This window comes from Vibrio sp. 2-Bac 85, assembly GCF_037546705.1.
GTDB lineage: Bacteria > Pseudomonadota > Gammaproteobacteria > Enterobacterales > Psychromonadaceae > Psychromonas.
Window position 1 is genome coordinate 175,601 of the sequence record NZ_JALAAB010000003.1, and the last position, 24,881, is coordinate 200,481.

The following is a 24,881-nucleotide window of genomic DNA, read 5'->3' on the forward strand; positions in this document are numbered from 1 at the left end:
ATGCAGGCAGATATATTTAAAAGCTTTGATAAACACTTTACTGAGTTACTGGCTATGCTAACCGTTAGTTCAGCAAAAAGTATTAACAACAGTGATGATAACGTTATCTTAGGGGCCCTTAAGCCGCGTATTGTAGTGGCGTTAAGTGGCGGTGTTGACTCCGTTGTGTTGTTACATTTATTGTCTCGTTATCAGCTTGAGCATAAAAACATTACTGTGTTAGCACACAATGTTAATCATGGCTTGAGTGACAATGCTGAAAATTGGGCTGCTTTTTGTACTGCCTATTGCCAACAGCTGGATGTTAAATTAATTTTCTCTCATGTCCATATCCAGAAAAAAAATAGAACTAGCTTAGAAGCGCTGGCTAGAGATGCGCGTTATCAATGTTTTCAAGAAAAAATGCAACCTCATGATGTGATTGTTACTGGTCATCATCAAGACGATCAACTTGAAACATTGTTATTAGCTTTAAAAAGAGGATCTGGTAGTACAGGTTTGCAAGGGATCCGTCTTTTTCAGACTTTTTTTAACGGTTATTTATTACGGCCTTTATTAAACTTTTCTCGACAGCAATTAATGGATTATGCTCAACATCACGACCTGCAATGGGTTGAGGATGAGAGTAACCTAAATATCGATTTTGATCGTAATTTTATACGCCAACAAATCTCACCGTTACTAAGCGCTCGTTGGCCTGCTATTGCACAGTCAGCATCGCGAACTGCTCAGTTATGTCAAGAACAGCAAAGTTTATTAGATGAAGTGGCGAAGCAGGACCTAAATCTTTGTATAGAAGAACGCTTTACACAGCAAACTTTAACTATTGCAACTCTCTCGCAATTTAGTGAAGTAAGACGAAATAATATATTACGTTATTGGCTTAAAAGTAATGGCTTGCAATACCCTAGTAGCAAGCAATTAATGGTTTTATGGAATGAGGTTGCACTGGCACAGAGTGATAAACAACCGAAATTACAGTTACCTATGGTGGCTATTTGTCGTTATCAAGGCCAGCTATATATTGTGCCTGATCAAACCCTAAATATTCCTGAATATCCCATCTTGTGGTCCGGTGAGCCTATATTATGGTTACAACCGGGTTATTTAAGTGTTGATTTTTCGCAGGTAGATAGCGCTCTGTCAAAGCGTTATAAAGTGCAGTGCTGCTTAAGATCTCATTTGAATGCTCAGTTAACTTGCTTACCTGAAGGGCGAGATAAAAAACGAAGTATTAAGAAGTTATTACACGAATACCATGTGCCGCCTTGGTTACGTGACCAAGTGGTTTTTATTGTTGTCGATGGTCAACTACTGGAAGCCTTAGGGTTGTGGCGATGCCAAATCAAAGACATGCCACAAATGCAGTTATCTCAGCACTTTTGTTGATGCTTTATGATGGTATAAATTTTGGTCTGCAGATTCAAATAGCTGAATTGAACTCATACCAATTTCCCAATGGCTATGTCCTAAGCTAAATGTACAACCTATCTCTTTTAAAATTGTATTTTTAAGTATCGCTTGATTGATACGCCTATGCACTTTAGCTATAGAGCAGTTTTCAGAGGGTTGTAATATGATCGCAAACTCATCCCCACCTAAACGAAATGGCATATCCGAAGCTCGCACACTCTGCGTTAATATTCGTGCAAATTCTTTTAATACTTGGTCACCCTTGAGGTGGCCATAAGTATCATTAATAGGTTTAAAATCATTAATATCTAATATCATTAATGACAAACCTAGATGAGTACGGTTACTTTGCTCAATGGCATACTGGATAGATTTTTCATAATAAGCTCGGTTACCAATGCTGGTTAAATGATCCTGATAGACCATTGTATTTAACTCTGAGAACTTGAGAGCATGCTTTAAACTGGGCAATAATAATTGGTGTAGTTCGGTTAATAATTTATCTTCGTCTAAGGTTAATGCCACTTCACTTTGATAAGTGATAGTACCTAATCTAGTTGATTGTCCCATTGAGCCCAAATTAAAACTTTTGCTAAAACTATTACGTTGCATTTGTACTAAGTTAAAAAATCCATGCGCTGATTGAAAACGAATATTAAAAGGGCGGATAAAGTCTGCCACTAAAGCGGCAAAATTGTTCATCATCTCTTTTAAGTCTAAGTTTTGTTGCAGTGATTCTAAACTAGATAGTTTATCTTCAATACTTAGTAAAGGTTCATTGGAAAATACAGTAAACAGCGGCGCAGTATGTTCGAAAGTACTGTGGCTTGTGTTTGGTATGGTTTCCATGCGAGTTTCCTTATCTATGTCACAATTAGTATTTTGCTAAGTGTGTAACGAAACCTTTGTTACTTTTTAGCACCTACTTTTATTTATTACTACTATATGAATAGTATTTAAACGATTCATTGCAGTATCTATGCCAACTTTTAATTGCTCAATGGCGATACAAACAGGTAAAGATCTTTAGCTGATCTTCAGTGATTTATAATTAATATTTATCAATCTTAGGCTCGCATAATAAGTTGTTGTCATTTGTTTTTTAGTAAACTAAAACAGTGTCTTACATCTATATTTTAAGTGGATGATAACTGGTATCTTTTGTGTAATAGCTTCACTGTAGTTATAGAACGAATGCTCTAAAATAGAAGTCATATTTTTTGAGTGTGATAATAAATAACATTTATTTGTTATATCTTCTTAAATCGTCGTGAAATTGACAGCCTTTAGTAAATGGCAAGCTGTAGATGAATAGATGAATGAATAAACGAAGAAGAACTGAATAAAGCATCTCGATTGATAACGGGTATATATAAAATCAAGACTGTTAAGTCTGAGTAGAATTTACTTATTCGAGATCAGCTTAATGGATCGTACGCTATTAATTGTTGTGTTTTGTCATTGTTGGCAATTTTTAACATGTTATTCTAAGTCACTACACTCGGTTTTATTGGGTGACAAACAGATTACAGTAAGCTTTGTTTGAGTGTGATTAGAGATTATTTTCGTGAACTTTTGCTCTGAACTATTTTCAAATAAGTTGATGCAGCACTAGCTCGAGATTAAGTTTACTAACTCGTTTATTGAAATATTTTAACTCCGTTATTTAATGGGAAATTTATGTCTGAGAATTTATCTGAAGTTTTATTTTCTGAAAAGTTTAATGTGCAAGAAACCTCTACTTTGATAGCAAATAGTGGTTCTAAGAAAAATAAAAAATTGTATAACTCAACCATGGACGGTGAAGAAAAGGTGGGGTGGTATCGACTGCTTAAATTGCTGCAATGGGCTTGGCAGGGATTAGATATTATTGACTGCTATGAAGTGCTCGCCAAAATAAGTGCTTCCACTAATAAGCGCAGTGATCCCGATTTATTAGATACTGTGGTTGGGTTCCGTTCCGGTAATTGGAGTTATGAATGGTCAAAAAAAGCCATGCAATTTCAAAAACAGGCTAATGAGCTTGTTCAATACGGTCAAAAAGAACAAGCTAAAAATGCTTATTATCTCGCTTCTCAATATTATAGTGTGGCCAGTTACCCTCACCTTAAGGGAGATGAAAGCAGTATTCAGGCGCAAACCTTAGCATTTAGTAATTATCGTAAAGCCTTTGAACAAGATGAAAACGCGTTGCTTAAAGAGATTGATGTTCCCTTTAAAGGCAAAACTGTGCGTTGTTATTTACATTTACCGCACGATGAAACTATTCACCCAGTGGTTATTGTGAGCGGTGGTATTGATACTTTACAGTGTGATTTATTGCCTTTATTCGAAAAGCAGTTAAAACCTGCCGGCATTGCAATGTTAACGGTAGACATGCCTGGAGTTGGTTTCTCAAATCATATTAAATTAGAGCAAGACACTTCTAATTTACACCAAGCGGTATTGCATCATATGGATAATGTACCATGGGTGGATCAGTCTCGTGTTGCATTAATGGGAATGCGTATGGGTGGCAATGCACTAAATCGCTTGGCTTATGTAGAGCCGAAACGAGTGCGTTCGGTGGTGAGTGTTGGCGCAGCTGTGGGTAGTGTGTTTGATAGCTTTGATAACTTTTCAAAATTACCACCAATGACCTTAGATTGCCTTGCTAGTCGTATGCAAATGAGTCATTCCGATGTGGCAAGTTTATATCAACTTTGTGTTCCTTTTTCATTAATTAAACAGGGGTTGTTGGGACGCAAACGTATTAATACGCCGATGCTGAGTATTGGCCATTCACAGGATATTATGTGTAATGAGCAGGACTTGAAATTAATTGCACGGGCAAGCTATGGCAGTGAGTCTAAGATTATTGATAAACCTCCCATTTTTGACTCTTATTTGAGATCTTTAGAGTACTCTGCACAATGGTTAACAAAACATTTACAAGAGTAAGTGATATATTGAAGATATTATTGTTCGCTATTAAATTATACAAGGAAGCCTCTTAACATGTCAGATACTCTTATAAAGGGACCATCACGTGGGCGCTTATTCAAATTATTTACTGATTTTGGACCTTTTTTCCGTAAATTAAAATCAGATGAAAAAACGTTCTTTTTTGATTGTTTAGAAATATGTGTTGATGATAAAAAAGAGCCAGAGGAAAGAATCTTTTTAGGCTGGTGGGCGGAATTAACACGTAATGGTAATACATTTACTTATCAGCGCTTTAATGGACTGTATGATATTGAAGGCAATTGGGTTAGCAATAAAATAACTAAAAAAGAAATGCTACAAATTGATCAATCATTTAATACTTTTATTGAAAAATTAACTGAAATGATTGATGTCGAAGTGGGCTATGAATTAACAGAGCAGATATAGCTAGTTAGATGTTCAACTTTCTGCCTAGAAGCTAATCACCTCACAACTTGCTGAACTTTGCATCTTGAATGGTAACGGGTATATATGCGTAAGTTTTAAGCTCCCTCTATTTTTGCCCCTTTAATTTGCGCAATAATGGTATACTAATCAACAGCAGCTATTTAAGTTGCTGTTTTTTTTTGAGCTCAATGACGGTTATTATTGGTAGATCACCTCATATAAATTGAGCTTTTTTATTTTTCTGAAATGAAGCATAAATAAATGAACGCGAATAAAAAAACAATTGTAATTAAATTGGGTACCAGTGTATTAACTAGCGGAACAGCTAAGTTAGACCGAGCGCAAATGGTTGAAATAGTTCGCCAGTGCGCGATATTACATCAACAAGGTCATCCTATTGTAGTGGTCACTTCAGGCGCAATTGCTGCAGGTAAAGAGCATTTAAATATGCCCAATATTGAACCCACTATTGCCAATAAACAGATGCTAGCCGCAGTGGGGCAAGGGCAGCTTATTCGGGAATGGGAAAACCTATTTAAAATATATGGGTTACATGTTGGACAAATGTTGCTTACACGTGCAGACCTAGATGATAAAGGTCGTTTTCTCAATGCACGTGATACACTTAATACGTTACTAAAACATCGTATCGTGCCATTAATAAATGAGAATGATGCTGTTGCTACACGTGAAATAAAAGTAGGTGATAACGATAATTTGTCGGCATTAGTCGCTTTATTAGCTGATGCAGATCAGTTGATACTATTAACTGATCAACCCGGGTTATTTACAGCCGACCCTCGCAGTAACCCTGATGCAAAATTAATTACAGAAGTAACTGAAATAACAGAAGCTATTCATAGCATTGCCGGCGGAAGTGTTGGTGGGTTAGGAACGGGAGGTATGGCAACCAAGATCGAATCGGCGACGGTTGCTAATCGAGCAGGTATTGAGGTAGTGATTGCCTCTGGCCATCGTAAAAATGTTATTTTAGACGCCGCTAATGGTCTACCAGTTGGCACAAAATTTGTGTCTGCAAATAACCGTTTAGAAGCAAGGAAAAATTGGATCTTCGCTGGCTCTCGCCCAGCAGGATTGATTTTTGTTGACCCAGGAGCAGAGCACGCCATTATTAACGGTGGTAGTAGTTTACTTGCAAAAGGTATTAGCTCTGTGCAGTCGCACTTTTTACGAGGTTATGTGGTCTCAATTTGCAACCATAAAGGTAAAGAGATTGCGCGCGGTATCGTGCGTTATAAAAGTGTCGATATAGAACGAATTAAGGGACAACATTCAGATCAAATTGAAAAAATATTAGGTTATGAACACGGTACTGTTGTTATACACCGTGATGACCTAGTTATTTTATAATAAAGACTCGTTAATTATGGAGTCTGTTTTAAAGGAGTAGAAATGAATTTACAACAAATAGGTCAACAAGCGAAAGAAGCAAGTTACGAGTTGGCAATCACTGATACGACTACAAAAAATGCAGCGCTTGAAGCGATTGCGATTGAATTAGAAAGTAATGCGGCAGAAATAGTCGCTGCTAATCAAAAAGATATTGAAGCAGGTAAAGCGGCTGGATTAACCGACGCTTTATTGGATCGCCTGTTATTAGATGAAACCCGCTTAGCCGGTGTTATTAGTGATTTACGTAGTGTGATTGGACTTTCTGACCCAGTTGGAGAAGAATTTGATAGTAAGCTATTAGAAAATGGCTTAAAACTTTGTAAGCGCCGTGTACCTGTAGGCGTGTTAGGTGTTATTTATGAAGCGCGTCCTAATGTTACCATTGATATTGCTGCATTGAGCTTGAAAACGGGTAACGCTAGTATTTTGCGTGGTGGTAAAGAAACCATTAACTCTAACTTAGTGCTAGTTAAGTTTATTCAAAGCGCATTAGTAAAAGTAGGCTTACCAAAAACGTCTGTGCAATATATAGAAAATACAGATCGCGCATTAGTAGGCGAGTTATTAAAATTAGATAAATACGTGGATATGATCATTCCTCGTGGTAATGCTGGCTTACAAAAATTCTGTAAAGAGAATAGTACTATTCCTGTGATTATTGGTGGTATTGGTATTTGTCATTTATTTGCAGAGAAAACGGTTAATGTTGAAAAAGCCTTAGCGATTATCGAAAATGCTAAAGTACAACGTCCAAGTGTTTGTAATGCGTTAGACACGTTATTAGTAGAAGCTGATATTGCTGAGTCTTTCTTACCTAAATTGGCTGCACACTTATTACCGCTAGGTGTTACGTTAGTAGCAGAAGAAAAAGCGAAAGCTATTTTAGGTGATGATGCACAGCTTGCTCAAGAAGGCGACTTTTCACGTGAGTGGTTATCTCTAAACTTAGGCGTTAAAGTGGTGGCTAATTTACATGAAGCCTTGATGCATATCCGTGAGCATAGCTCTGAACATTCTGATGGCATTTTGACCAATGACTTTACCGTGGCGAATAAATTTATCAATGCGGTTAACTCGGCGGCGGTTTATGTTAATACCAGTACTCGGTTCACTGATGGCAGCCAATTTGGTTTAGGCGCTGAAGTAGCAGTATCAACCCAGAAGTTACATGCACGTGGGCCAATGGGCTTACCTGAATTAACTACCTATAAATGGATCGGGACCAGTGATAATTTAATCCGTTCTTAGGAATGTAATACGAAGCTAAATTTTTAGCTGAAATAACTAAAAAGGGCTTGATACAATTTGTATCAAGCCCTTTTGTTTTTTATCAATTAATACATTTACTTAGTTGTAATAATCAATCAATCAATCAATCAATCAACCAAACAACCATATAATTACATGTTTACATCAGGACAGTTTTAAAATAACTACAACCAAATAACTACAACTAAATAACCTGTGCTTTAAACTGCCCTTTATCAAGGGTCACTTCAACTGTTTCTCCTACTTTGAGTTTTGCAGGATCAGTGCTTACCTTGCCTTTTTCATCTTTAACTATTGCATAACCACGGGCTAAGGTTGCTAGTGGACTAAAGGCATTTAGTTGTTGTATTTGATGATGTAAGTTCTGTTCCGCGTTATTTAATTTTGCCGTCATTGCTTGTGTTAATTGACGTTTTAATTGTTGTTGCTTTTGCAGTTCAATATTAATGTGATGCGCAGGGCTAGCCTGTTGTAATCGATTTTTTAACTGTGAAGTCTGGTGTTGTTGCCATTGCATTTTTTGTTGCATAGCATGTTGTAAGCGTAAACTTAATTCATCTAAGTTTTGTGCCTGCTGTTGTAATTTATGTTTAGGATCGTGTTGTAATAAGGTTTGTTTTAATACACTTAGCTGGTGGGTCTTATGTTGCAGCCTATTTTGTATAGACTGCTTAAGGCGTGCGACTAAGTTATTGAGTTGAGTAGAAACAAAGGTTTTATGTTGACTTACTAACTCAGCTGCTGCTGATGGCGTCGCAGCTCTGAGATCGGCAACAAAATCACTAATGGTTACATCTATCTCATGCCCAACAGCGCTAATTACAGGTAATTGGCTATTATAGATGGCATAGGCGACATCGGGCTCATTAAAGCACCATAAGTCTTCTAAGGAGCCACCACCACGACCGACGATCAACACATCACATTCATTACGAATATTCGCTAAGGCAATTTGAGCAGCGACGGAGAATGCACTACCTTGTCCCTGTACTTGAGTCGGATAAATAACCACTTGTAAACGTGGATCTCGACGTTGTAAAACACTCAGTATGTCATGTAGCGCAGCACCGGTTGATGAAGTAATAATGCCGACACGTTTGATAATCTCAGGTAAAGGTTTTTTTATCGCTTCAGAAAATAAACCCTGTCCTGCTAATTGGCATTTTAATTCTTCAAATTGTTGTTTTAATAATCCATCACCTTCTGGTGCCATGGTTTCTGCGATTAACTGATAATCTCCACGTGCTTCGTACAAGCTTAATTTTCCACGCACTAATACTTGCTGCCCGTGTTTAGGTGTAAACCCCGCACGGCTATTATTGCCTCTAAACATAGCACATTTTATTTGCGCGCCATGATCTTTTAACGTGAAATACCAATGCCCTGAAACTGCGATAGTTAGGTTAGAAATCTCACCAGATAACCAAATCACCCCTAATCCTGTCTCTAGTAAGGATTTTGCGGCTTTATTGAGTGAGCTTACGCTATAGATGTTGTTGTTTTTTATCGCCATAACAAAAAATTTTACCAATTAAATCAGGGGCTAAATATTAACACAGTAAAAACTGTGTATAAAAACATAAATTGTATTGTACTTATCATAATTTACGATTAAAATCCCACCGCAATATCATACCCAAGCAATTTTGGGTATATCTAAAATGCTCCCAACTATAAGTGAGATATTGCAATGCTAAGAATAGCAAAAGATGCGTTAACATTTGACGATGTATTATTAGTGCCAGCCCACTCGACAGTACTACCTAACACTGCCGATCTAAGAACTCAATTAACAAAAAATATCTCGTTGAACATTCCTGTGGTTTCTGCGGCAATGGATACAGTTACAGAGGCACGCTTCGCTATTGCTTTAGCTCAAGAAGGCGGCATGGGTTTTATCCATAAAAATATGTCTATTGAAGTACAAGCTGAACAAGTTCGTTTAGTAAAAATCCACGAAAGCGGTGTGGTAGCTACGCCTATTACTGTTTCTCCTTCTACAACCCTGGGTGAAATTAAAGAGTTAACTGAAAAACATGGTTTTGCCGGTTACCCTGTAGTTGAAGACTCTGGCGAATTAGTCGGTATCATTACTGGTCGTGACGTCTTATTTGAAACTGATTTAACAAAACCTGTTTCTGCTGTAATGACAATAAAAACCGACCTAGTTACTGCAAAATCGAATACTCCTCGTGATGAAATCGAAGCTTTAATGCATAAACACCGTATCGAAAAAGTTTTATTAACAGATGATAACTTTAAGCTTAAAGGCATGATCACTGTTAAGGATTTCCGTAAAGCAGAGCGTAAACCAAACGCATGTAAAGACGAATTAGGTCGTTTACGTGTTGGTGCCGCTGTAGGTGCTGGTGCAGGTAATGAAGAACGTGTTGATGCATTAGTAGAAGCGGGTGTTGATGTCTTATTAATTGACTCTTCTCACGGTCATTCGCAAGGTGTTTTAGATCGTATTAAAGCAACTCGCGCAGCATACCCAAACCTAGAAATCATTGGTGGTAATATTGCAACAGGTGACGGTGCTAAAGCATTGGTTGCTGCTGGTTGTAGCGCTGTTAAAGTAGGTATCGGCCCTGGTTCAATCTGTACTACACGTATTGTTACAGGTGTAGGTGTTCCGCAAATTACTGCTATTTCAGATGCAGTGGATGCATTACAAGGTACTGGTATTCCTGTGATTGCTGATGGCGGCATTCGTTTCTCAGGTGATATTGCTAAAGCACTGGCTGCTGGCGCATCATGTGTGATGATGGGAAGTATGTTTGCTGGTACTGAAGAATCGCCAGGTGAAATTATTTTATACCAAGGTCGTTCATACAAATCATACCGTGGCATGGGCTCTTTAGGCGCGATGTCTCAAGGTTCATCGGATCGTTACTTCCAATCTGATAATGCAGCAGACAAGTTAGTACCTGAAGGTATTGAAGGACGTGTTGCTTATAAAGGTAAAGTAAAAGAAATTATTCATCAGCAAATGGGTGGCGTACGTTCATCGATGGGGCTGACCGGTTGTGCAACGATTCAAGAAATGAATACTAAAGCAATGTTTGTAAAAATTACCAGTGCAGGTATGGGTGAAAGCCACGTGCATGATGTTGCTATCACTAAAGAAGCGCCTAACTACCGTAGTGGTGGTTAATTAATGTAATAAGCGTTCAGGTTTGTGTAATGTAGAAAGCGGCTTAATCGTTAGCAAATGACATTACACAATAACACTGAACATCTTATGCCGTTAATTTAGCTTCATTAAAGCATCAATTTAAAGACGATATTTATCGTCTTTTATTATTTTTAGCAATAAAAATTTAAGTAAGATAAAGGACAATATGATGAGTACAAATATTCATGAGCAACGCATCCTAATATTAGATTTTGGTTCTCAATATACACAGCTAATTGCACGTCGTATTCGTGAAATTGGTGTTTACTGTGAGCTTTGGAGCTGGGATGTTGACGAACAAGACATCAAAGAATTTAATCCTAACGGTATTATCCTTGCGGGTGGTCCTGAAAGTGTAACCGCTGAAGGTTCACCACGAGCTCCTGAATATGTATTTAACGCTGGTGTGCCAGTATTAGGTATTTGTTACGGTATGCAAACTATGTCGCATCAATTAGGCGGCGCAGTGATTAAAGGTGAAGGCGAGGGTGAGTTTGGCTACGCAAAAGTTGAAGTGCAAGCTGAATCTGCTTTCTTTAATTCGATTGAAGATGCGATTTCAGAGCAAGGCAAACCTTTATTAGACGTATGGATGAGCCACGGCGATAAAGTGTCAGCTATTCCTGCTGATTTTATTACGGTTGCTAATACTGCGACTTGTCAATTTGCTGCTATTGCCAATGAAGAAAAACATTTTTACGGTGTGCAATTTCACCCTGAAGTAACACATACTCGCCAAGGTGAGCGTATGTTACGTAATTTTGTCGTTGATATCTGTGGCTGTGAAACACTATGGACGCCTGCATCAATTATCGATGATGCCGTGGCTCGTATGAAAGAACAAGTCGGTGATGATGAAGTTATTCTAGGTTTATCTGGTGGTGTTGATTCATCGGTGGTGGCGATGTTATTACAACGTGCTATTGGTGATAAGCTGACCTGTGTTTTTGTTGATAACGGTTTATTACGTTTAAACGAAGGCGCGCAAGTAATGGATATGTTTGGTGATCATTTTGGATTAAATATTATCCATGTTAATGCTGAACATCGTTTCCTAGAGCAAATGGCTGGCGAAAGTGATCCTGAAGCGAAGCGTAAAATTATCGGTCGTGTATTCGTTGAGATCTTTGATGAAGAATCTAAGAAATTAGCCAATGCAAAATGGCTTGCACAGGGCACTATTTACCCTGATGTAATTGAGTCAGCAGCTTCTAAAAACGGCAAAGCACATGTTATTAAATCTCATCATAATGTTGGTGGGTTACCTGATGATATGGCGATGGGCTTAGTTGAACCTTTACGTGAATTATTTAAAGATGAAGTACGTAAAATTGGTTTAGAGTTAGGCTTACCATACGATATGCTATACCGCCATCCATTCCCTGGACCAGGTCTAGGTGTGCGTGTACTAGGCGAAGTGAAGAAAGAGTACTGTGATTTATTACGTCGTGCAGATGCTATCTTTATTGAAGAGTTACACAAAGCAGAGTTATACCATAAAGTAAGCCAAGCCTTTGTTGTATTCTTACCTGTACGCTCTGTGGGTGTAATGGGTGATTGCCGTAAATATGACTGGGTTGTGTCATTACGTTGTGTTGAAACTATCGACTTTATGACGGCTCGCTGGTCACACTTACCATATGAATTAATCGGTCACGTATCTAACCGTATTATCAATGAAATTGATGGTATCTCACGTGTTGTTTATGATGTATCAGGTAAACCACCTGCGACGATTGAATGGGAATAACCATTAATAGAAAGTAACTATTTATTAGAAAGTACTATTGAAGTTAAGTTAGGTTATGATCTATAACTATAAAAGGTGGCTACTTAGCCACCTTTTTTGTTGGCTTTTTTACTGTTTAGCTTACGATTTGTTTTGATGAGGAATAATAATGATCAACTCACTTGGTTTATTGAGTACTGCACAATTCATTAAAAGCCCATTTTATAATCAACGTCCTATTGAGGCTGACATTAGTTTATTAGTGATCCATTGCATTAGCTTACCGGAAGGGCAGTATGGTACTGAACATATTAAGAACTTATTTACAGGATGTTTAGATTGCGCAGCTGACCCTAGTTTTGTTGATTTGCAAGGATTAGAAGTGTCTGCGCATTGTGTCATTCGTCGAGACGGTTCAATAGAACAATATGTTCCTTTTACAAAGCGTGCATGGCATGCCGGTATTTCGAACTTTGAGGGGGTAGCAGGTTGTAATGACTATTCAATTGGTATCGAGCTAGAAGGAACTGATTGCACTGCCTACACAGAGTTACAATATCAAGCGTTAGTTGATGTTACGTTACAAATACAACAGCAATACCCTTTAATTACTAAGCAACGTATCGTTGGCCATAGTGATATTGCACCTGGGCGAAAAACCGACCCTGGTAGTAAATTTGATTGGCACTCTTTTAAGTTAAGCCTAGCCCTTTAAGCTACGTTTAGCGCTTTAAATTATTTTTAGGGCTTTAAATTACGTATAGAACTTTCAGTTATTTTTAGAAAAATAATTCTCGTTCAGAGAACGTTATCAGCAGTGTTTAGAAAACAATCTCAGTGTTTACTAGAGTGGATGAAGTTACCTAGGTCTATGGTAAACTTTTCATTTGTTATCAACGCTGATGCGGAGTAACACCAATCAGTTCATTTCTTTGATTAAAAATTTAAGTGCTGCATTGCCCTGAATCCTTATGATTAGAAATTCAATAATCAACTAGCTGACCTTAACTATCTTTCCTTAATTATCTTTTTTTAACCATCTTTTTTTAACTACCTTTCCCTAACAAATTCATCACACTTCATTCATCACTTAGGGCATCAAAATCACGATTAACGGTGGTCTTAGAGTGCCACTACAACCTTATCGTTTAGATCTTATTGTTTGATTTATTTTTTATGGTTTTTCAGGTGTTAATTGTTAGTTTTTCTATGCTTGTATTTGATTCTGATTATCTAGTAACTGTTTGTTAAGTAATGTTTATATATTTTTAATTTGATCTAGATCAATAGGTGAATTTTTGTTGCAATTTTCAGCTTGCTTGTTTAACTTATAAAGCGCTAAATAGTTATATATTGCTTTAATGTTGACTTTTATTGTGATTGATTAAGGTTTAGCTAAAGGGAGGGGAGTATGTTGAATAACGATCAACGATATATAAGTAATTTGAGTAAAGATACTTATGCAATTATTTTAGCGGGAGGGCGCGGTAGTCGTTTATTTGAGCTAACGGATCGTCGTGCTAAACCCGCCGTTTATTTTGGTGGCACATTTCGTATCATCGATTTTCCTCTTTCTAATTGTTTAAACTCAGGTATTGGCCGTGTGGGGGTTGCAACCCAATATAAATCACACTCTTTAATTAGTCATATTCATCGTGGATGGGGTACTTTTAAGGCTGATCTATCAGAATTTGTTGAGGTATTACCAGCATCGCAACATAAAATGAATGATTGGTATTCAGGCACTGCCGACGCAGTTTATCAAAATATAGAGATTATTCGCACTCACAAACCTAAGTACGTTTTAATTTTATCTGGTGACCATGTTTACCGCATGGATTACGGTAAGTTACTTATGCAACATGTAGATAATAAAGCGGATATGACGGTGTGTTGTATTGAGGCAAGCATTGAAGAGGCTGCGGGTAGCTTTGGTGTGATGACGGTGGATGAAACAGGTAAAGTGATTGCATTTAATGAAAAACCAAGCTCCCCTAATGAAATCCCCGGTAAACCTGGTTTCTGTTTAGCATCAATGGGAAATTATGTTTTTAATACTGATTTTCTATTTGAGCATTTAAATAAAGATGCGGCTAATCCTAACTCAAGCCATGATTTTGGTTTAGATGTTATTCCTTCTATTATTAAAGAATATAATATATTTGCTTATCCCATTGAAGACCCTGATGCAGACAAGCAAGCTTATTGGCGTGATGTGGGTACAATAGATTCACTTTGGGAAGCTAATATGGAGTTAATAGAGCCTGAGCCACAGTTTGATCTTTATGATCGATCATGGCCTATTTTTACTTACCAAAGCCAGTTACCTCCTGCTAAATTTATCTTTGATAATGAGACTCGTCGAGGTACCGCACTTGATTCCACCGTGGCTAGTGGTTGTATTATTTCTGGATCAACTATTCGTAAATCAATATTATATTCAAGTGTACATACCCACTCTCACAGTTTAATCGAACAATCTGTATTGATGCCGGAGTGTGATATCGGTGAGAACTGTAAATTGTTTAGAGTCATTGTTGATGCTAACTGTCATATTCCCGCAGGGTTCATTATTGGTTATGACAAAGAAAAGGATGTTGCTAGAGGCTTTCGAGTCTCGAATAAAGGCGTTACTTTAGTGACTAGTCCGATGATTAATGCACTCACTAAAAAAGAAAAGCAGCTTATGGCACATTAAATCGTACATTGTGCAGACAAAGATGATGTCTGCACTGATCGTGCGCGGCTAATACTATTAAGTTGCGCTTATTAAATTACTGGCTATTAACGACCTACCTATTAACCCCTATATATTAATCCCTTATCAATTAAACCTTCATTTATTAAATTATCGTAATGTGCAGTCATGTATGACATTTCAATTTTTTTAGTACAGAAATATTGTCATAATGAGTCGAGATGTAAAACTTGTTTATTTAAATAAATACCTCGTTGTTACCTTTATTCTATATATGATCATAATATCACCCTACTTAAAATGTAATTTATAGAAACACCTAATCATTGCTTTTTTAAACGATTAAATCTAAAGATATGAAGTTATTATTTATTAAGTTGTTGATTATTAGGCTTTATTGCATTTATTTTTTTTAAAGGGATTATCTCTTGTTAATTAACTTTTTTATGTAAATTTGCTTTTAAAAGTTAGATTCTAGTAAGTCAATTCTTGTCACTAACGATTACTTCTAATTTGAGGTATAGCTCTCATAATCGGTTGTGTAACAAGAGCCAACTCACAAAAATTACCGCGCTTACTTTCGATTATATAATACTACAATACTATTAAATAATATCTAAACAGAAGGAATATGACGTGATATCGCACAAGCAGTTAGCAATTGATGCAGTTGAGTTAGTGACCCCTGCAATTGAACGCCTTTTTGAGAGAACTAATCGAAAAGAGCTTCATATTGTCGTTATGGACCCGACGATAAAACCGTGGGAGTCATGCTTTGAAGACGCCATTCTGTATCAGTCTTCTCTCGGTAATCCTGAACAATGGACCATTCCATTTGATCAGCTTGCTAGAAAAAAAGCACATCAAGCATGGCGAGAAGGTAGTGCCAATATGAATCTTCAAACATTGCATCCAACATCGTTGCATCAAGGTGACGTACTTTTTTATGGATCATTTGTTTACGGAAATATTGTAGTTGCTTGCAGTGGCGTAGAGCAGTGGTTTGATATGTTAGTAAGCGGTTGGATTGCTGTAGCTATTGAACAGTTAGCAATACATGACTATCAAACGACAAAAGTAAAAAATCCAACTCAAACCTATAAAGATTAATTAGTACAATTTATTTAATACAAAGGGATATAAAATGAAAAAGTTATTGAAAACAGCCTTGATCAGCGCCGGATTGTTAATGTCAGCAAGCTCTTTTGCTGCTGATTATCCATCAAAAAACATACGCTTAATTGTGCCGTTTGGTGCAGGTGGTGGTACTGATGCAGTAGGACGTACATTAGCAAATAGCGCTAAAGATATTCTAGGTACAAGTATTTCAGTCATGAACCGCACAGGTGGTGCAGGTGCAGTGGGCATGAGTTTTGGTGCTCGTCAACGTGCTGATGGTTACACATTAACCGTGGTAACTCGTGAAATTGCTTCTTTACCGCAAATGGGATTAATGCAAAATACCGCCGACGATTTTAAATTAATTCGTATGGTTAACTTAGATCCTGCTGTTATTTTAGTACCTGCTGATAGCCCATTCAACACGGTTAATGACTTAGTGGCTGAAGCTAAAAAAATGCCGGGTAAAGTTAAATTTGCATCAACTGCTGCACCAAACTTCTACTTAATGGCTCTAGAGCAATCGCAAGATATTAAACTTAATGCTGTTCCTTACAATGGTTCATCGGAAGCGATTCCTTCTGTATTAGGTCACCACACACAAGTCACTATGGTAACGCCTGGTGAAGCAATCGCACAATTACGCTCTGGTCAACTTAAAGCACTAGGTGTGATGTCGGAAGAACGTATTTCTTATATACCTGATGTACCAACATTAAAAGAGCAAGGTATTGATGCAACTACGGGTACATGGCGCGGTATTGGTGCACCGAAAGATACACCAGATGAAATCATTGAAATCTTAGGTAATGCCTTTGACCAAGCAATGGCGTCGGCAGAATTTAAAGACTTTATGGCAAAAGGTGCGATGACAATTCACCCACTTAAAGCACAAGAGTTTACTGATTTTGTAAAAAAAGATGAGAAAGTGTTAAGTCAATTTATTAAATAACCCCTACTACAAAAACCAAGGAATAGGCCTTGGTTTTTGTTTCTCATGACTAAGCGCAATAGCGTTTATTAGCGAGTTTATTATGCTTAATCGTAATATTTTTTTTCCCAGTTTAATTATTTTACTGAGTCTTATCTTCTTAGTGTTCATTTCTCAATTTCCTGAGCCTCGATACCAAGATGCACCCGTTGGAGCTGGCTTTTTTCCTGCCGTAATAGCAGTCATTCAGATCATTATTTGTAGCGTGTTAATTTTTCAATACAAGCAAAAACAAAATAATCAACAGGCAGATAAGCAAAAACAACAAGAAACAAAGGAGATCCCACTAGTATCCAAACATTCCATTTTTGGTTTTACGCTGTTGATTGGTTATGCCGCGCTGATAACGCTAGTCGGTTACTTACCAGCTAGTTTGGTTGGTTTTACTTATTACTTGGTCTATTACCGAGTGAAAAAACCACTTTATTATGCAATTGCGTGGATATTTGTATTCACTATCTATTTTCTGTTTGGTGAAGTTTTTGTTATTTCACTGCCAGAAGGTTTACTTTTTTTCTAGGTTATTATTATGACAGAATATTTATTAAGCGGTTTTGCTTCTGCGTTTAGTATGGCGGTTTTCCCTGTCCTAGTGTTTGGAGTATTGGGGGGCGTAATATTAGGTGCCTTACCCGGTTTAACTGCAACCATGGGGGTAGCTATATTACTACCTTTTACTTTTGGTATGGACGCAACACCGGCATTAGTGATGCTGATTGGTGTTTACATCGGTGGCATTTATGGCGGTTCGATTGCTGCTATTTTATTAAAAACACCGGGTACACCCGCTTCAGCAGCTACTGTCTTGGATGGGCATACCATGGCCATTAAAGGCTTAGCAGCAAAAGCGTTAAGCATTGCCGCGGTAGCTTCTTTTATTGGTGGATTAATCAGTACCATAGTATTAATTGCGGTAGCGCCTATTTTAGCTGACTTTGCACTACGTTTTAATGCGCCAGAATATTTTGCATTAGCCTTATTTGGTTTAACTATTATTGCCAGTGTCTCCGCTAAAAACATAATGAAAGGTTTGTTAGCAGGGACCATTGGATTGTTGGTATCAATGGTGGGTTTAGACCCTATTAGTAGTGTGCCCCGCTTTACTTTTGGTGTAATGGACTTATACAGTGGTATTAATATTATTCCGGTGTTAATTGGTTTGTTTGCGATTGCAGAAGGGTTAAATCAGCTAGAAAAAATGTCTAGCGATAAACAAGAGATGCCGCCTAAATTTAGTTACAAACTACTTAGTTTTGCTGATTTTAAAAAGATATTACCGACCACCATAAAAAGTGGTTTAATTGGTACTTCAATTGGTTCTGTTCCCGGTGCCGGTGCAGACATTTCAGCCTTTGCTTGTTATAACGAAGCTAAGCGTGTGGCGAAAAATCCAGAAGAGTTTGGTAATGGTTCAATGCATGGATTAGCGGCAGCAGAGTCTGGTAATAATGGTGTTACTGGTGGTTCTTTAGTGCCGCTACTCACTTTAGGTGTACCAGGTGATGCGGTATCAGCTGTATTATTAGGTGCTCTAATAGTACAAGGATTAACACCTGGGCCGTTGCTGTTTACACAAAACCCTGAAATTGTTTATGGTATTTTTAGCTCGATGATTGTGGCAAATATTGTGATGCTGATTATTGGTTTTCTGGGTATTCGCTTCTTTTGTCGAATTATTGAAGTGCCAAAAATCCTGATGATCCCGATTATTATCTTTTTGTCTGTGATCGGTGCTTACGCTATCAATAACTCTATGTTTGATGTGGGTATTGCTATTACTTTTGGTTTATTAGGCTTCCTATTAAACAAATTAGATATTCCTTCATCACCTATTTTATTAGCGATTATTTTAGGGCCGATGGCAGAAACAAACTTACGTAAATCATTGATTATGTATGAAGGCAGTTGGTCTTTTTTATATGACCGTCCGATTGCTTTAGCGTTTATTTTGTTTGCTATCTTCTCGGTTTATTCAACGATTAAGCTTAAAAAGAAAGAGCGTCTAGCAGAGAAAAAGTAAGTGTTCCATAAGCTAATTTTTTAATATAATAAAGGCCCAGTGAAAGATTGCTGGGCTTTTTCTTATTAATAATTGGCGTTATCTTTGTATTGATTATTTAGCGCATGAAGTAGGTTAAAAATAATGTTAATTTAACGCTTTATTTGTTTTATAAAAGTGATCTTATTTTTTCTTTTTTTTGTCATTAATGCAAATGGTCTTACCAATTGTTTGTTTTCTAGCAACTTCTAGGTATAACTGCCTTTATTCATCATTTAAGTTTGATTTGGATCATAAAATTCTAGACATAAATTGTTAATTTTGTTAATTTCTATGCCTAATTATTAATTGGTAATACCATTTTACATTTTGATGTTATTAATGCATCTCAATAACCTGTGCGATTAACTGATTTAGGGCTTTCATGACTTACGCAAAAATTAAACAACCTAAGCTTGCAGATGTGATTGAATCACAGCTAGAAAGCATGATTTTAGAGGGGAGTTTAGAGCTAGGTGAGAAGTTGTTACCTGAACGTGAGTTGGCTAAGCAGTTTGATGTATCTCGTCCTTCATTGCGTGAAGCTATTCAACGTTTAGAATCCAAAGGTTTGTTAACACGTCGTCAAGGCGGTGGTACTTATGTTAAAGAAGAGCTACGAGCACAATTAACGGATCCATTATTTGAATTATTAAATACCCACCCTGAATCAAAGTATGACCTATTAGAATTTCGTCATGCAATTGAAGGGTTTTCTGCTTATTACGCTGCTTTACGTGGCACTTCTGATGACTTTAATAAAATAAAAACAAGTTTCACTGCTATTGATATCGCTAATGCTGCTGGTAACATCGAACAAGAGATTGCGTCGGTTGCGCAGTTTTATCTTGCGGTTATTGAAGCATCGCATAATGTGGTATTTTTACATTTAGCGCGTGGCATTAATCCATTATTACATCGTAATATCTCGGATAATGTTAAACAATTGTATTTATATCCTGAAGTGGCTAAAAAAATTCATCAACATCGTTTACAGTTAGTGGATGCTATTTTATCAAAGCAACCGATGAAAGCGAAAGAAGCATCAGATCAACATCTGAATTACATTGAAGAAACACGTTTGGTTATGTTACGTGAAGAGAGTGCCTTTAAACGCGAGTTAGGTGGCTTTTGAAAAAAACTGCCGTTTTATAGTATAACGGGCACAGTTTTACTGTGAAAATATACTTATATAAATAACTATTTAGATTACTTATTGCCGAAATGGCATACAAACGTGCTGTGAAGCAGGTAGTGGTTAATGTAAATAATTATAAAACAACGCTTGGCTTTCGAGCTGAGATTATCTAGTGATATAGAAGGAAAGTGTCATGACTGACATCCTAAAAGATATTGATGCGCAAGAAACTTCTGAATGGCTTGAAGCATTATCAACCATTCTTGAAGATGAGGGCTCAGAACGTGCTCAGTTTATCCTTGAGCAAGTGATGGATAAAGCACGTAAAGAAGGTGTTAATTTGCCACACGGCATTAACACTAATTATGTGAATACTATCCCATCTGACCAACAACCTGTTTACCCAGGCGATCTAAAAATAGAACAACGTATTCGTTCAATCATTCGCTGGAATGCGATCATGATTGTTATGCGCGCTTCTAAAAAAGATTTAGATCTTGGTGGACACATGGCTTCTTATCAGTCAGCTGCTGCATTTTACGAAGTATGTTTTAACCACTTTTTCCGTGCTCCAAATGAAACAGATGGCGGTGATTTAGTTTATTACCAAGGTCATATTTCTCCTGGTATTTATGCGCGTGCATTTCTTGAGGGTCGCTTAACTGCTGAACAGTTAGATAACTTCCGTCAAGAAGTAGATGGTAAAGGTTTACCTTCTTACCCGCACCCTAAACTACTTCCTGAGTTTTGGCAGTTCCCTACTGTATCAATGGGTCTTGGTCCAATTGCTGCTATATACCAAGCGCGTTTCTTAAAATACCTTGACGGTCGTGGTTTAAAACCAACGTCTGCACAACGTGTTTATGCGTTCTTAGGTGATGGTGAAATGGATGAGCCAGAATCTCGTGGTTCATTATCTTTTGCTTCTCGTGAAAAATTAGATAACTTATGTTTCTTAATTAACTGTAACTTACAACGTTTAGATGGCCCAGTAATGGGTAACGGTAGCATCATTCAAGAGCTAGAAGGCCTATTTACAGGTGCTGGTTGGAATGTTGTTAAAGTTATTTGGGGCGGTAACTGGGATGCCTTAATTGCTAAAGATACGTCTGGTAAATTATTACAGTTAATGGAAGAAACTGTTGATGGTGATTACCAAACATTCAAATCTAAAGACGGTGCTTATGTTCGTGAGCATTTCTTCGGTAAATACCCTGAAACAGCTGCACTAGTTGCAGATATGACCGACGAGCAAATTTTTGCACTTAAACGTGGTGGTCATGATTCATCTAAACTGTACGCTGCATTTAAAAACGCAGAAGAGACAGCGGGTAAACCAACAGTAATTCTAGCTAAAACAGTTAAAGGTTACGGTATGGGCGCTGCGGCTGAGGGCAAAAATATTGCTCACGGCGTGAAGAAAATGACTGAAGAGCATATCGAAACGTTACGTGATCGTTTAGGTTTACAAGACTTATTAAGTGATGAGCAAGCTGCAACACTGCCTTACTTAACACTTGAAGAAGGTTCTGAAGAGTACAACTACTTACACGGTAAGCGTGAAGCATTATTAGGTTACACACCTAAGCGTCTTCCTAAGTTTACTGAAAAACTAGCTGTGCCTGAATTAGATAAATTCTCAGCGCTATTAGGCGAGCAAAAACGTGAAATTTCAACAACAATGGCTTACGTACGTATTCTAAATATATTGTTGAAAGATAAAGGTATCGGTAAAAATATCGTTCCAATCATTGCCGATGAAGCGCGTACTTTTGGTATGGAAGGTTTGTTCCGTCAAGTGGGTATTTATAATCCGCATGGTCAAGATTACATTCCTGAAGACCGTGGCGTCGTTTCTTACTATAAAGAAGCAACGTCTGGACAAGTATTACAAGAAGGTATCAATGAACTAGGTTCTATGTCTTCTTGGGTTGCTGCTGCAACGTCATACAGTACTAATGACTTACCAATGATTCCATTCTACATTTACTACTCTATGTTTGGTTTCCAACGTATTGGTGATATGGCATGGATGGCGGGTGATCAACAAGCACGTGGTTTCCTATTAGGTGCTACTGCTGGTCGTACTACATTAAACGGTGAAGGTTTACAGCATGAAGATGGCCACAGCCATATTCAAGCAAATACTATCCCTAACTGTATTTCTTATGACCCAACATTTGCGTACGAGCTAGCGGTTATCGTTCAACACGGTATTGAGCGTATGTACGGTGAGAAACAAGAAAACATATATTATTACTTAACGGTAATGAATGAAAACTATGCAATGCCAGCTATGCCAGAAGGTGCTGAAGAAGGTATCCGTAAAGGTATTTACAAATTTACTTCATTGCCTGGTAAGAACAAAGTACAGCTATTAAGTTCTGGTACCATCATGAACGAAGTACGTGCTGCTGCGACTATTCTAAGTGAAGAATATGGTGTTGCTTCTGATATCTTCTCTGTGACTTCATTCAATGAATTAACACGTGACGGTCAAGACGTTGAACGCTTTAACATGTTAAACCCTGAAGCTGAGCAAAAAGTACCTTACATCACATCTGTATTAGGTGATGAGCCAACGATTGCTGCAACGGATTACATGAAAAACTATGCAGAGCAAGTACGCGCATTTATCCCTGCTGATTCATACAAAGTACTAGGTACTGATGGTTTCGGCCGTAGTGATAGCCGTGAAAACTTACGTCGTCACTTTGAAGTTAATGCCGGTTACGTTGTTGTAGCTGCGTTAACTGAGTTAGCAAAACGTGGTGATGTTGAACGTAAGGTCGTTACTGAAGCGATTGCTAAGTTTGATATCGATGTAAACAAAATCAACCCATTATTTGCATAAATCAGTCTCGGTGTTAGTCAAACCTAACACCGACTTTTATTGATTAGGAAAATTATTATGTCTGAATTAAAAGAATTTTTACTACCTGATATTGGTGCTGATGCGGCTGATATTACTGATATCTTAGTTGCAGTTGGCGATACCATTGCTGAAGACCAAGATGTATTAACGATTGAAGGCGATAAAGCGTCAATGGACGTACCTTCATCAGTTGCTGGTGTAGTTAAAGAAATTAAAGTAAGCGTTGGTGACAGTGTTTCTGAAGGTAACCTAGTATTAATCGTTGAAGTTGCTGGTTCTGCAGCTGCTGAAGCACCTGCAGCCGCTGAAACGCCAGCTCCTGCGGAAGAAGCTGCACCTGCAGTAGCTACTGCGACTGCTGTTAAAGAATTATGTGTGCCTGATATCGGTGGTGATGAAGTTGAAGTGACTGATATTCTTGTTGCTGTTGGCGATACGATCACCGAAGACCAAGATGTTATTACTGTTGAAGGTGATAAAGCATCAATGGACGTTCCTGCACCATTTGGTGGTGTTGTAAAAGAAATTAAAATCGCAACAGGTGATAAAGTATCTGAAGGAACTTTGATCCTATTAATTGAAGCTGAAGGCGATGCGCCTGCTGCTACTCCAGCTGCTGCCTCTGCTCCTGCTGAAGCACCTAAAGCTGCACCTGCTGCGGCGCCAGCTGCTCCTGCAAAAGTTGAAGTTGCACCTGTTAGCGCTGCGATTAAGGCTTCTCCATCGGTACGCCGTATTGCACGTGAGTTTGATTTAGACTTAAATGCAATCGCTGCTTCTGGTCCTAAAGGCCGTACAACTAAAGAAGACGTACAAAAATTCGTTAAAGCACAATTACAAGCTGCTAAAAACGGTGGCGGTGCTGGCGCAGGTGGTTTAGCTGTTGCTGCTTCACCTAAAGTAGATTTTGCTAAATTTGGTGAAGTGGAAGTTAAAGAACTTTCTCGTATCCAAAAAATCTCTGGTCCTGCTCTACATCGCAACTGGGTAACGATTCCACATGTTACACAGTTTGATGAAGCTGATATCACAGATTTAGAAGTGTTCCGTAAAGAGCAAAATGCAATCGCTGCAAAACAAGATCTTGGCGTTAAAATTAGCCCATTAGTATTCATGATGAAAGCAGTTGCTAAAGCGTTGGCGTTATACCCTAACTTTAACTCTTCTTTATCTGAAGATGGTCAAAGCTTGATCCTTAAAAAATACTACAACATTGGTATTGCAGTAGACACACCAAATGGTCTAGTTGTACCGGTTGTTAAAGATGTATTAAACAAAGGTATTTTTGATATTTGTCGCGAAATTGGTGAAATTTCTAAGAAAGCACGTGCAGGTAAATTAACATCTAAAGATATGCAAGGTGGTAGCATGACTATCTCTAGCCTTGGCGGTATTGGTGGTACACAATTTACACCTATCGTTAATGCACCTGAAGTCGCTATTTTAGGTGTTTCTAAATCTGCTATGAAACCACAGTGGAATGGTAAAGAGTTTGAGCCTCGTTTAATGGTTCCTCTTGCGCTTTCTTATGACCATCGTGTTATTGATGGTGCTGACGGTGCACGCTTTATTACAGCTGTTAACAACTACTTATCTGATCTACGTACCCTGATCTTATAATCTTTGTTAACTAGGTCGGCATTTGTGC

18 protein-coding genes are annotated in these 24,881 nt (G+C 37.8%); 16 read left to right on the forward strand and 2 right to left on the reverse strand.

What is annotated here, in order from left to right; translation table 11 throughout:
- Positions 1–1,389, forward strand: coding sequence for a tRNA lysidine(34) synthetase TilS (gene tilS, locus MT390_RS05155; RefSeq protein WP_499439955.1), 1,389 nt, complete (start codon positions 1–3; stop codon positions 1,387–1,389).
- Here the strand turns inward: tilS and MT390_RS05160 are convergent.
- Positions 1,369–2,262 carry a GGDEF domain-containing protein gene (locus tag MT390_RS05160; protein WP_499439957.1) on the reverse strand — a complete coding sequence of 298 codons (894 nt, stop codon included), beginning with the start codon at positions 2,260–2,262 and terminating at the stop codon, positions 1,369–1,371. The genes tilS and MT390_RS05160 overlap by 21 nt on opposite strands.
- Before the next feature lie 831 nt (positions 2,263–3,093).
- Between MT390_RS05160 and frsA the strand changes: the two genes are divergently transcribed.
- The 4 genes from frsA to MT390_RS05180 all read left to right on the forward strand — a co-directional run bounded on the left by frsA (position 3,094) and on the right by MT390_RS05180 (position 7,446).
- Complete coding sequence (frsA, locus tag MT390_RS05165; protein WP_166371057.1) at positions 3,094–4,353, forward strand: esterase FrsA; 1,260 nt, start codon at positions 3,094–3,096, stop codon at positions 4,351–4,353.
- Positions 4,354–4,410: 57 nt separating this feature from the next.
- Positions 4,411–4,785: a sigma factor-binding protein Crl gene (gene crl, locus MT390_RS05170; protein WP_166371055.1), complete on the forward strand. Its 375-nt coding sequence runs from the start codon at positions 4,411–4,413 to the stop codon at positions 4,783–4,785.
- A gap of 261 nt (positions 4,786–5,046) precedes the next feature.
- On the forward strand, positions 5,047–6,156 hold the full coding sequence (gene proB, locus MT390_RS05175; protein WP_166371053.1) for a glutamate 5-kinase: 1,110 nt from the start codon (positions 5,047–5,049) through the stop codon (positions 6,154–6,156).
- Positions 6,157–6,198: 42 nt separating this feature from the next.
- Positions 6,199–7,446: a glutamate-5-semialdehyde dehydrogenase gene (locus MT390_RS05180; protein WP_499439958.1), complete on the forward strand. Its 1,248-nt coding sequence runs from the start codon at positions 6,199–6,201 to the stop codon at positions 7,444–7,446.
- Positions 7,447–7,651: 205 nt separating this feature from the next.
- Here the strand turns inward: MT390_RS05180 and xseA are convergent, their stop codons facing one another.
- Positions 7,652–8,980 carry an exodeoxyribonuclease VII large subunit gene (gene xseA, locus MT390_RS05185; protein WP_499439960.1) on the reverse strand — a complete coding sequence of 443 codons (1,329 nt, stop codon included), beginning with the start codon at positions 8,978–8,980 and terminating at the stop codon, positions 7,652–7,654.
- Between the two features lie 177 nt (positions 8,981–9,157).
- On the opposite strand from xseA, the gene guaB reads away from it, so the two are divergent.
- The 11 genes from guaB (at position 9,158) to aceF (ending at position 24,853) form a co-directional block, all read left to right on the forward strand.
- Positions 9,158–10,624 carry an IMP dehydrogenase gene (guaB, locus tag MT390_RS05190; RefSeq protein ID WP_166371047.1) on the forward strand — a complete coding sequence of 489 codons (1,467 nt, stop codon included), beginning with the start codon at positions 9,158–9,160 and terminating at the stop codon, positions 10,622–10,624.
- 190 nt (positions 10,625–10,814) lie between these two features.
- Positions 10,815–12,395 carry a glutamine-hydrolyzing GMP synthase gene (gene guaA / locus MT390_RS05195; RefSeq protein WP_166371045.1) on the forward strand — a complete coding sequence of 527 codons (1,581 nt, stop codon included), beginning with the start codon at positions 10,815–10,817 and terminating at the stop codon, positions 12,393–12,395.
- A 148-nt stretch (positions 12,396–12,543) separates the two neighbouring features.
- The gene (ampD, locus tag MT390_RS05200) at positions 12,544–13,089 is read left to right on the forward strand and encodes a 1,6-anhydro-N-acetylmuramyl-L-alanine amidase AmpD (protein WP_499439962.1); all 546 of its coding nucleotides are present in this window, start codon (positions 12,544–12,546) and stop codon (positions 13,087–13,089) included.
- Positions 13,090–13,785: 696 nt separating this feature from the next.
- The gene (gene glgC / locus MT390_RS05205) at positions 13,786–15,072 is read left to right on the forward strand and encodes a glucose-1-phosphate adenylyltransferase (protein WP_499439964.1); all 1,287 of its coding nucleotides are present in this window, start codon (positions 13,786–13,788) and stop codon (positions 15,070–15,072) included.
- Between the two features lie 636 nt (positions 15,073–15,708).
- Positions 15,709–16,182 carry a hypothetical protein gene (locus tag MT390_RS05210; RefSeq protein ID WP_499439965.1) on the forward strand — a complete coding sequence of 158 codons (474 nt, stop codon included), beginning with the start codon at positions 15,709–15,711 and terminating at the stop codon, positions 16,180–16,182.
- A gap of 34 nt (positions 16,183–16,216) precedes the next feature.
- Positions 16,217–17,143, forward strand: a complete 927-nt coding sequence (locus MT390_RS05215) for a tripartite tricarboxylate transporter substrate binding protein (RefSeq protein WP_166371037.1) — start codon at positions 16,217–16,219, stop codon at positions 17,141–17,143.
- Between the two features lie 82 nt (positions 17,144–17,225).
- A complete protein-coding gene (locus MT390_RS05220) occupies positions 17,226–17,702 on the forward strand; it encodes a tripartite tricarboxylate transporter TctB family protein (protein ID WP_499439967.1) in 477 nt (158 codons plus the stop codon).
- Between the two features lie 9 nt (positions 17,703–17,711).
- Positions 17,712–19,202: a tripartite tricarboxylate transporter permease gene (locus MT390_RS05225; RefSeq protein WP_166371033.1), complete on the forward strand. Its 1,491-nt coding sequence runs from the start codon at positions 17,712–17,714 to the stop codon at positions 19,200–19,202.
- 403 nt (positions 19,203–19,605) lie between these two features.
- The gene (pdhR, locus tag MT390_RS05230; RefSeq protein ID WP_028867485.1) at positions 19,606–20,355 is read left to right on the forward strand and encodes a pyruvate dehydrogenase complex transcriptional repressor PdhR; all 750 of its coding nucleotides are present in this window, start codon (positions 19,606–19,608) and stop codon (positions 20,353–20,355) included.
- Between the two features lie 196 nt (positions 20,356–20,551).
- Positions 20,552–23,212, forward strand: coding sequence for a pyruvate dehydrogenase (acetyl-transferring), homodimeric type (gene aceE / locus MT390_RS05235; protein WP_166371029.1), 2,661 nt, complete (start codon positions 20,552–20,554; stop codon positions 23,210–23,212).
- A 57-nt stretch (positions 23,213–23,269) separates the two neighbouring features.
- Positions 23,270–24,853 (forward strand): dihydrolipoyllysine-residue acetyltransferase, encoded by a 1,584-nt coding sequence (gene aceF / locus MT390_RS05240; protein WP_499439970.1) that lies wholly within the window; start codon positions 23,270–23,272, stop codon positions 24,851–24,853.
- The last annotated feature ends 28 nt before the right edge of the window (positions 24,854–24,881 follow it).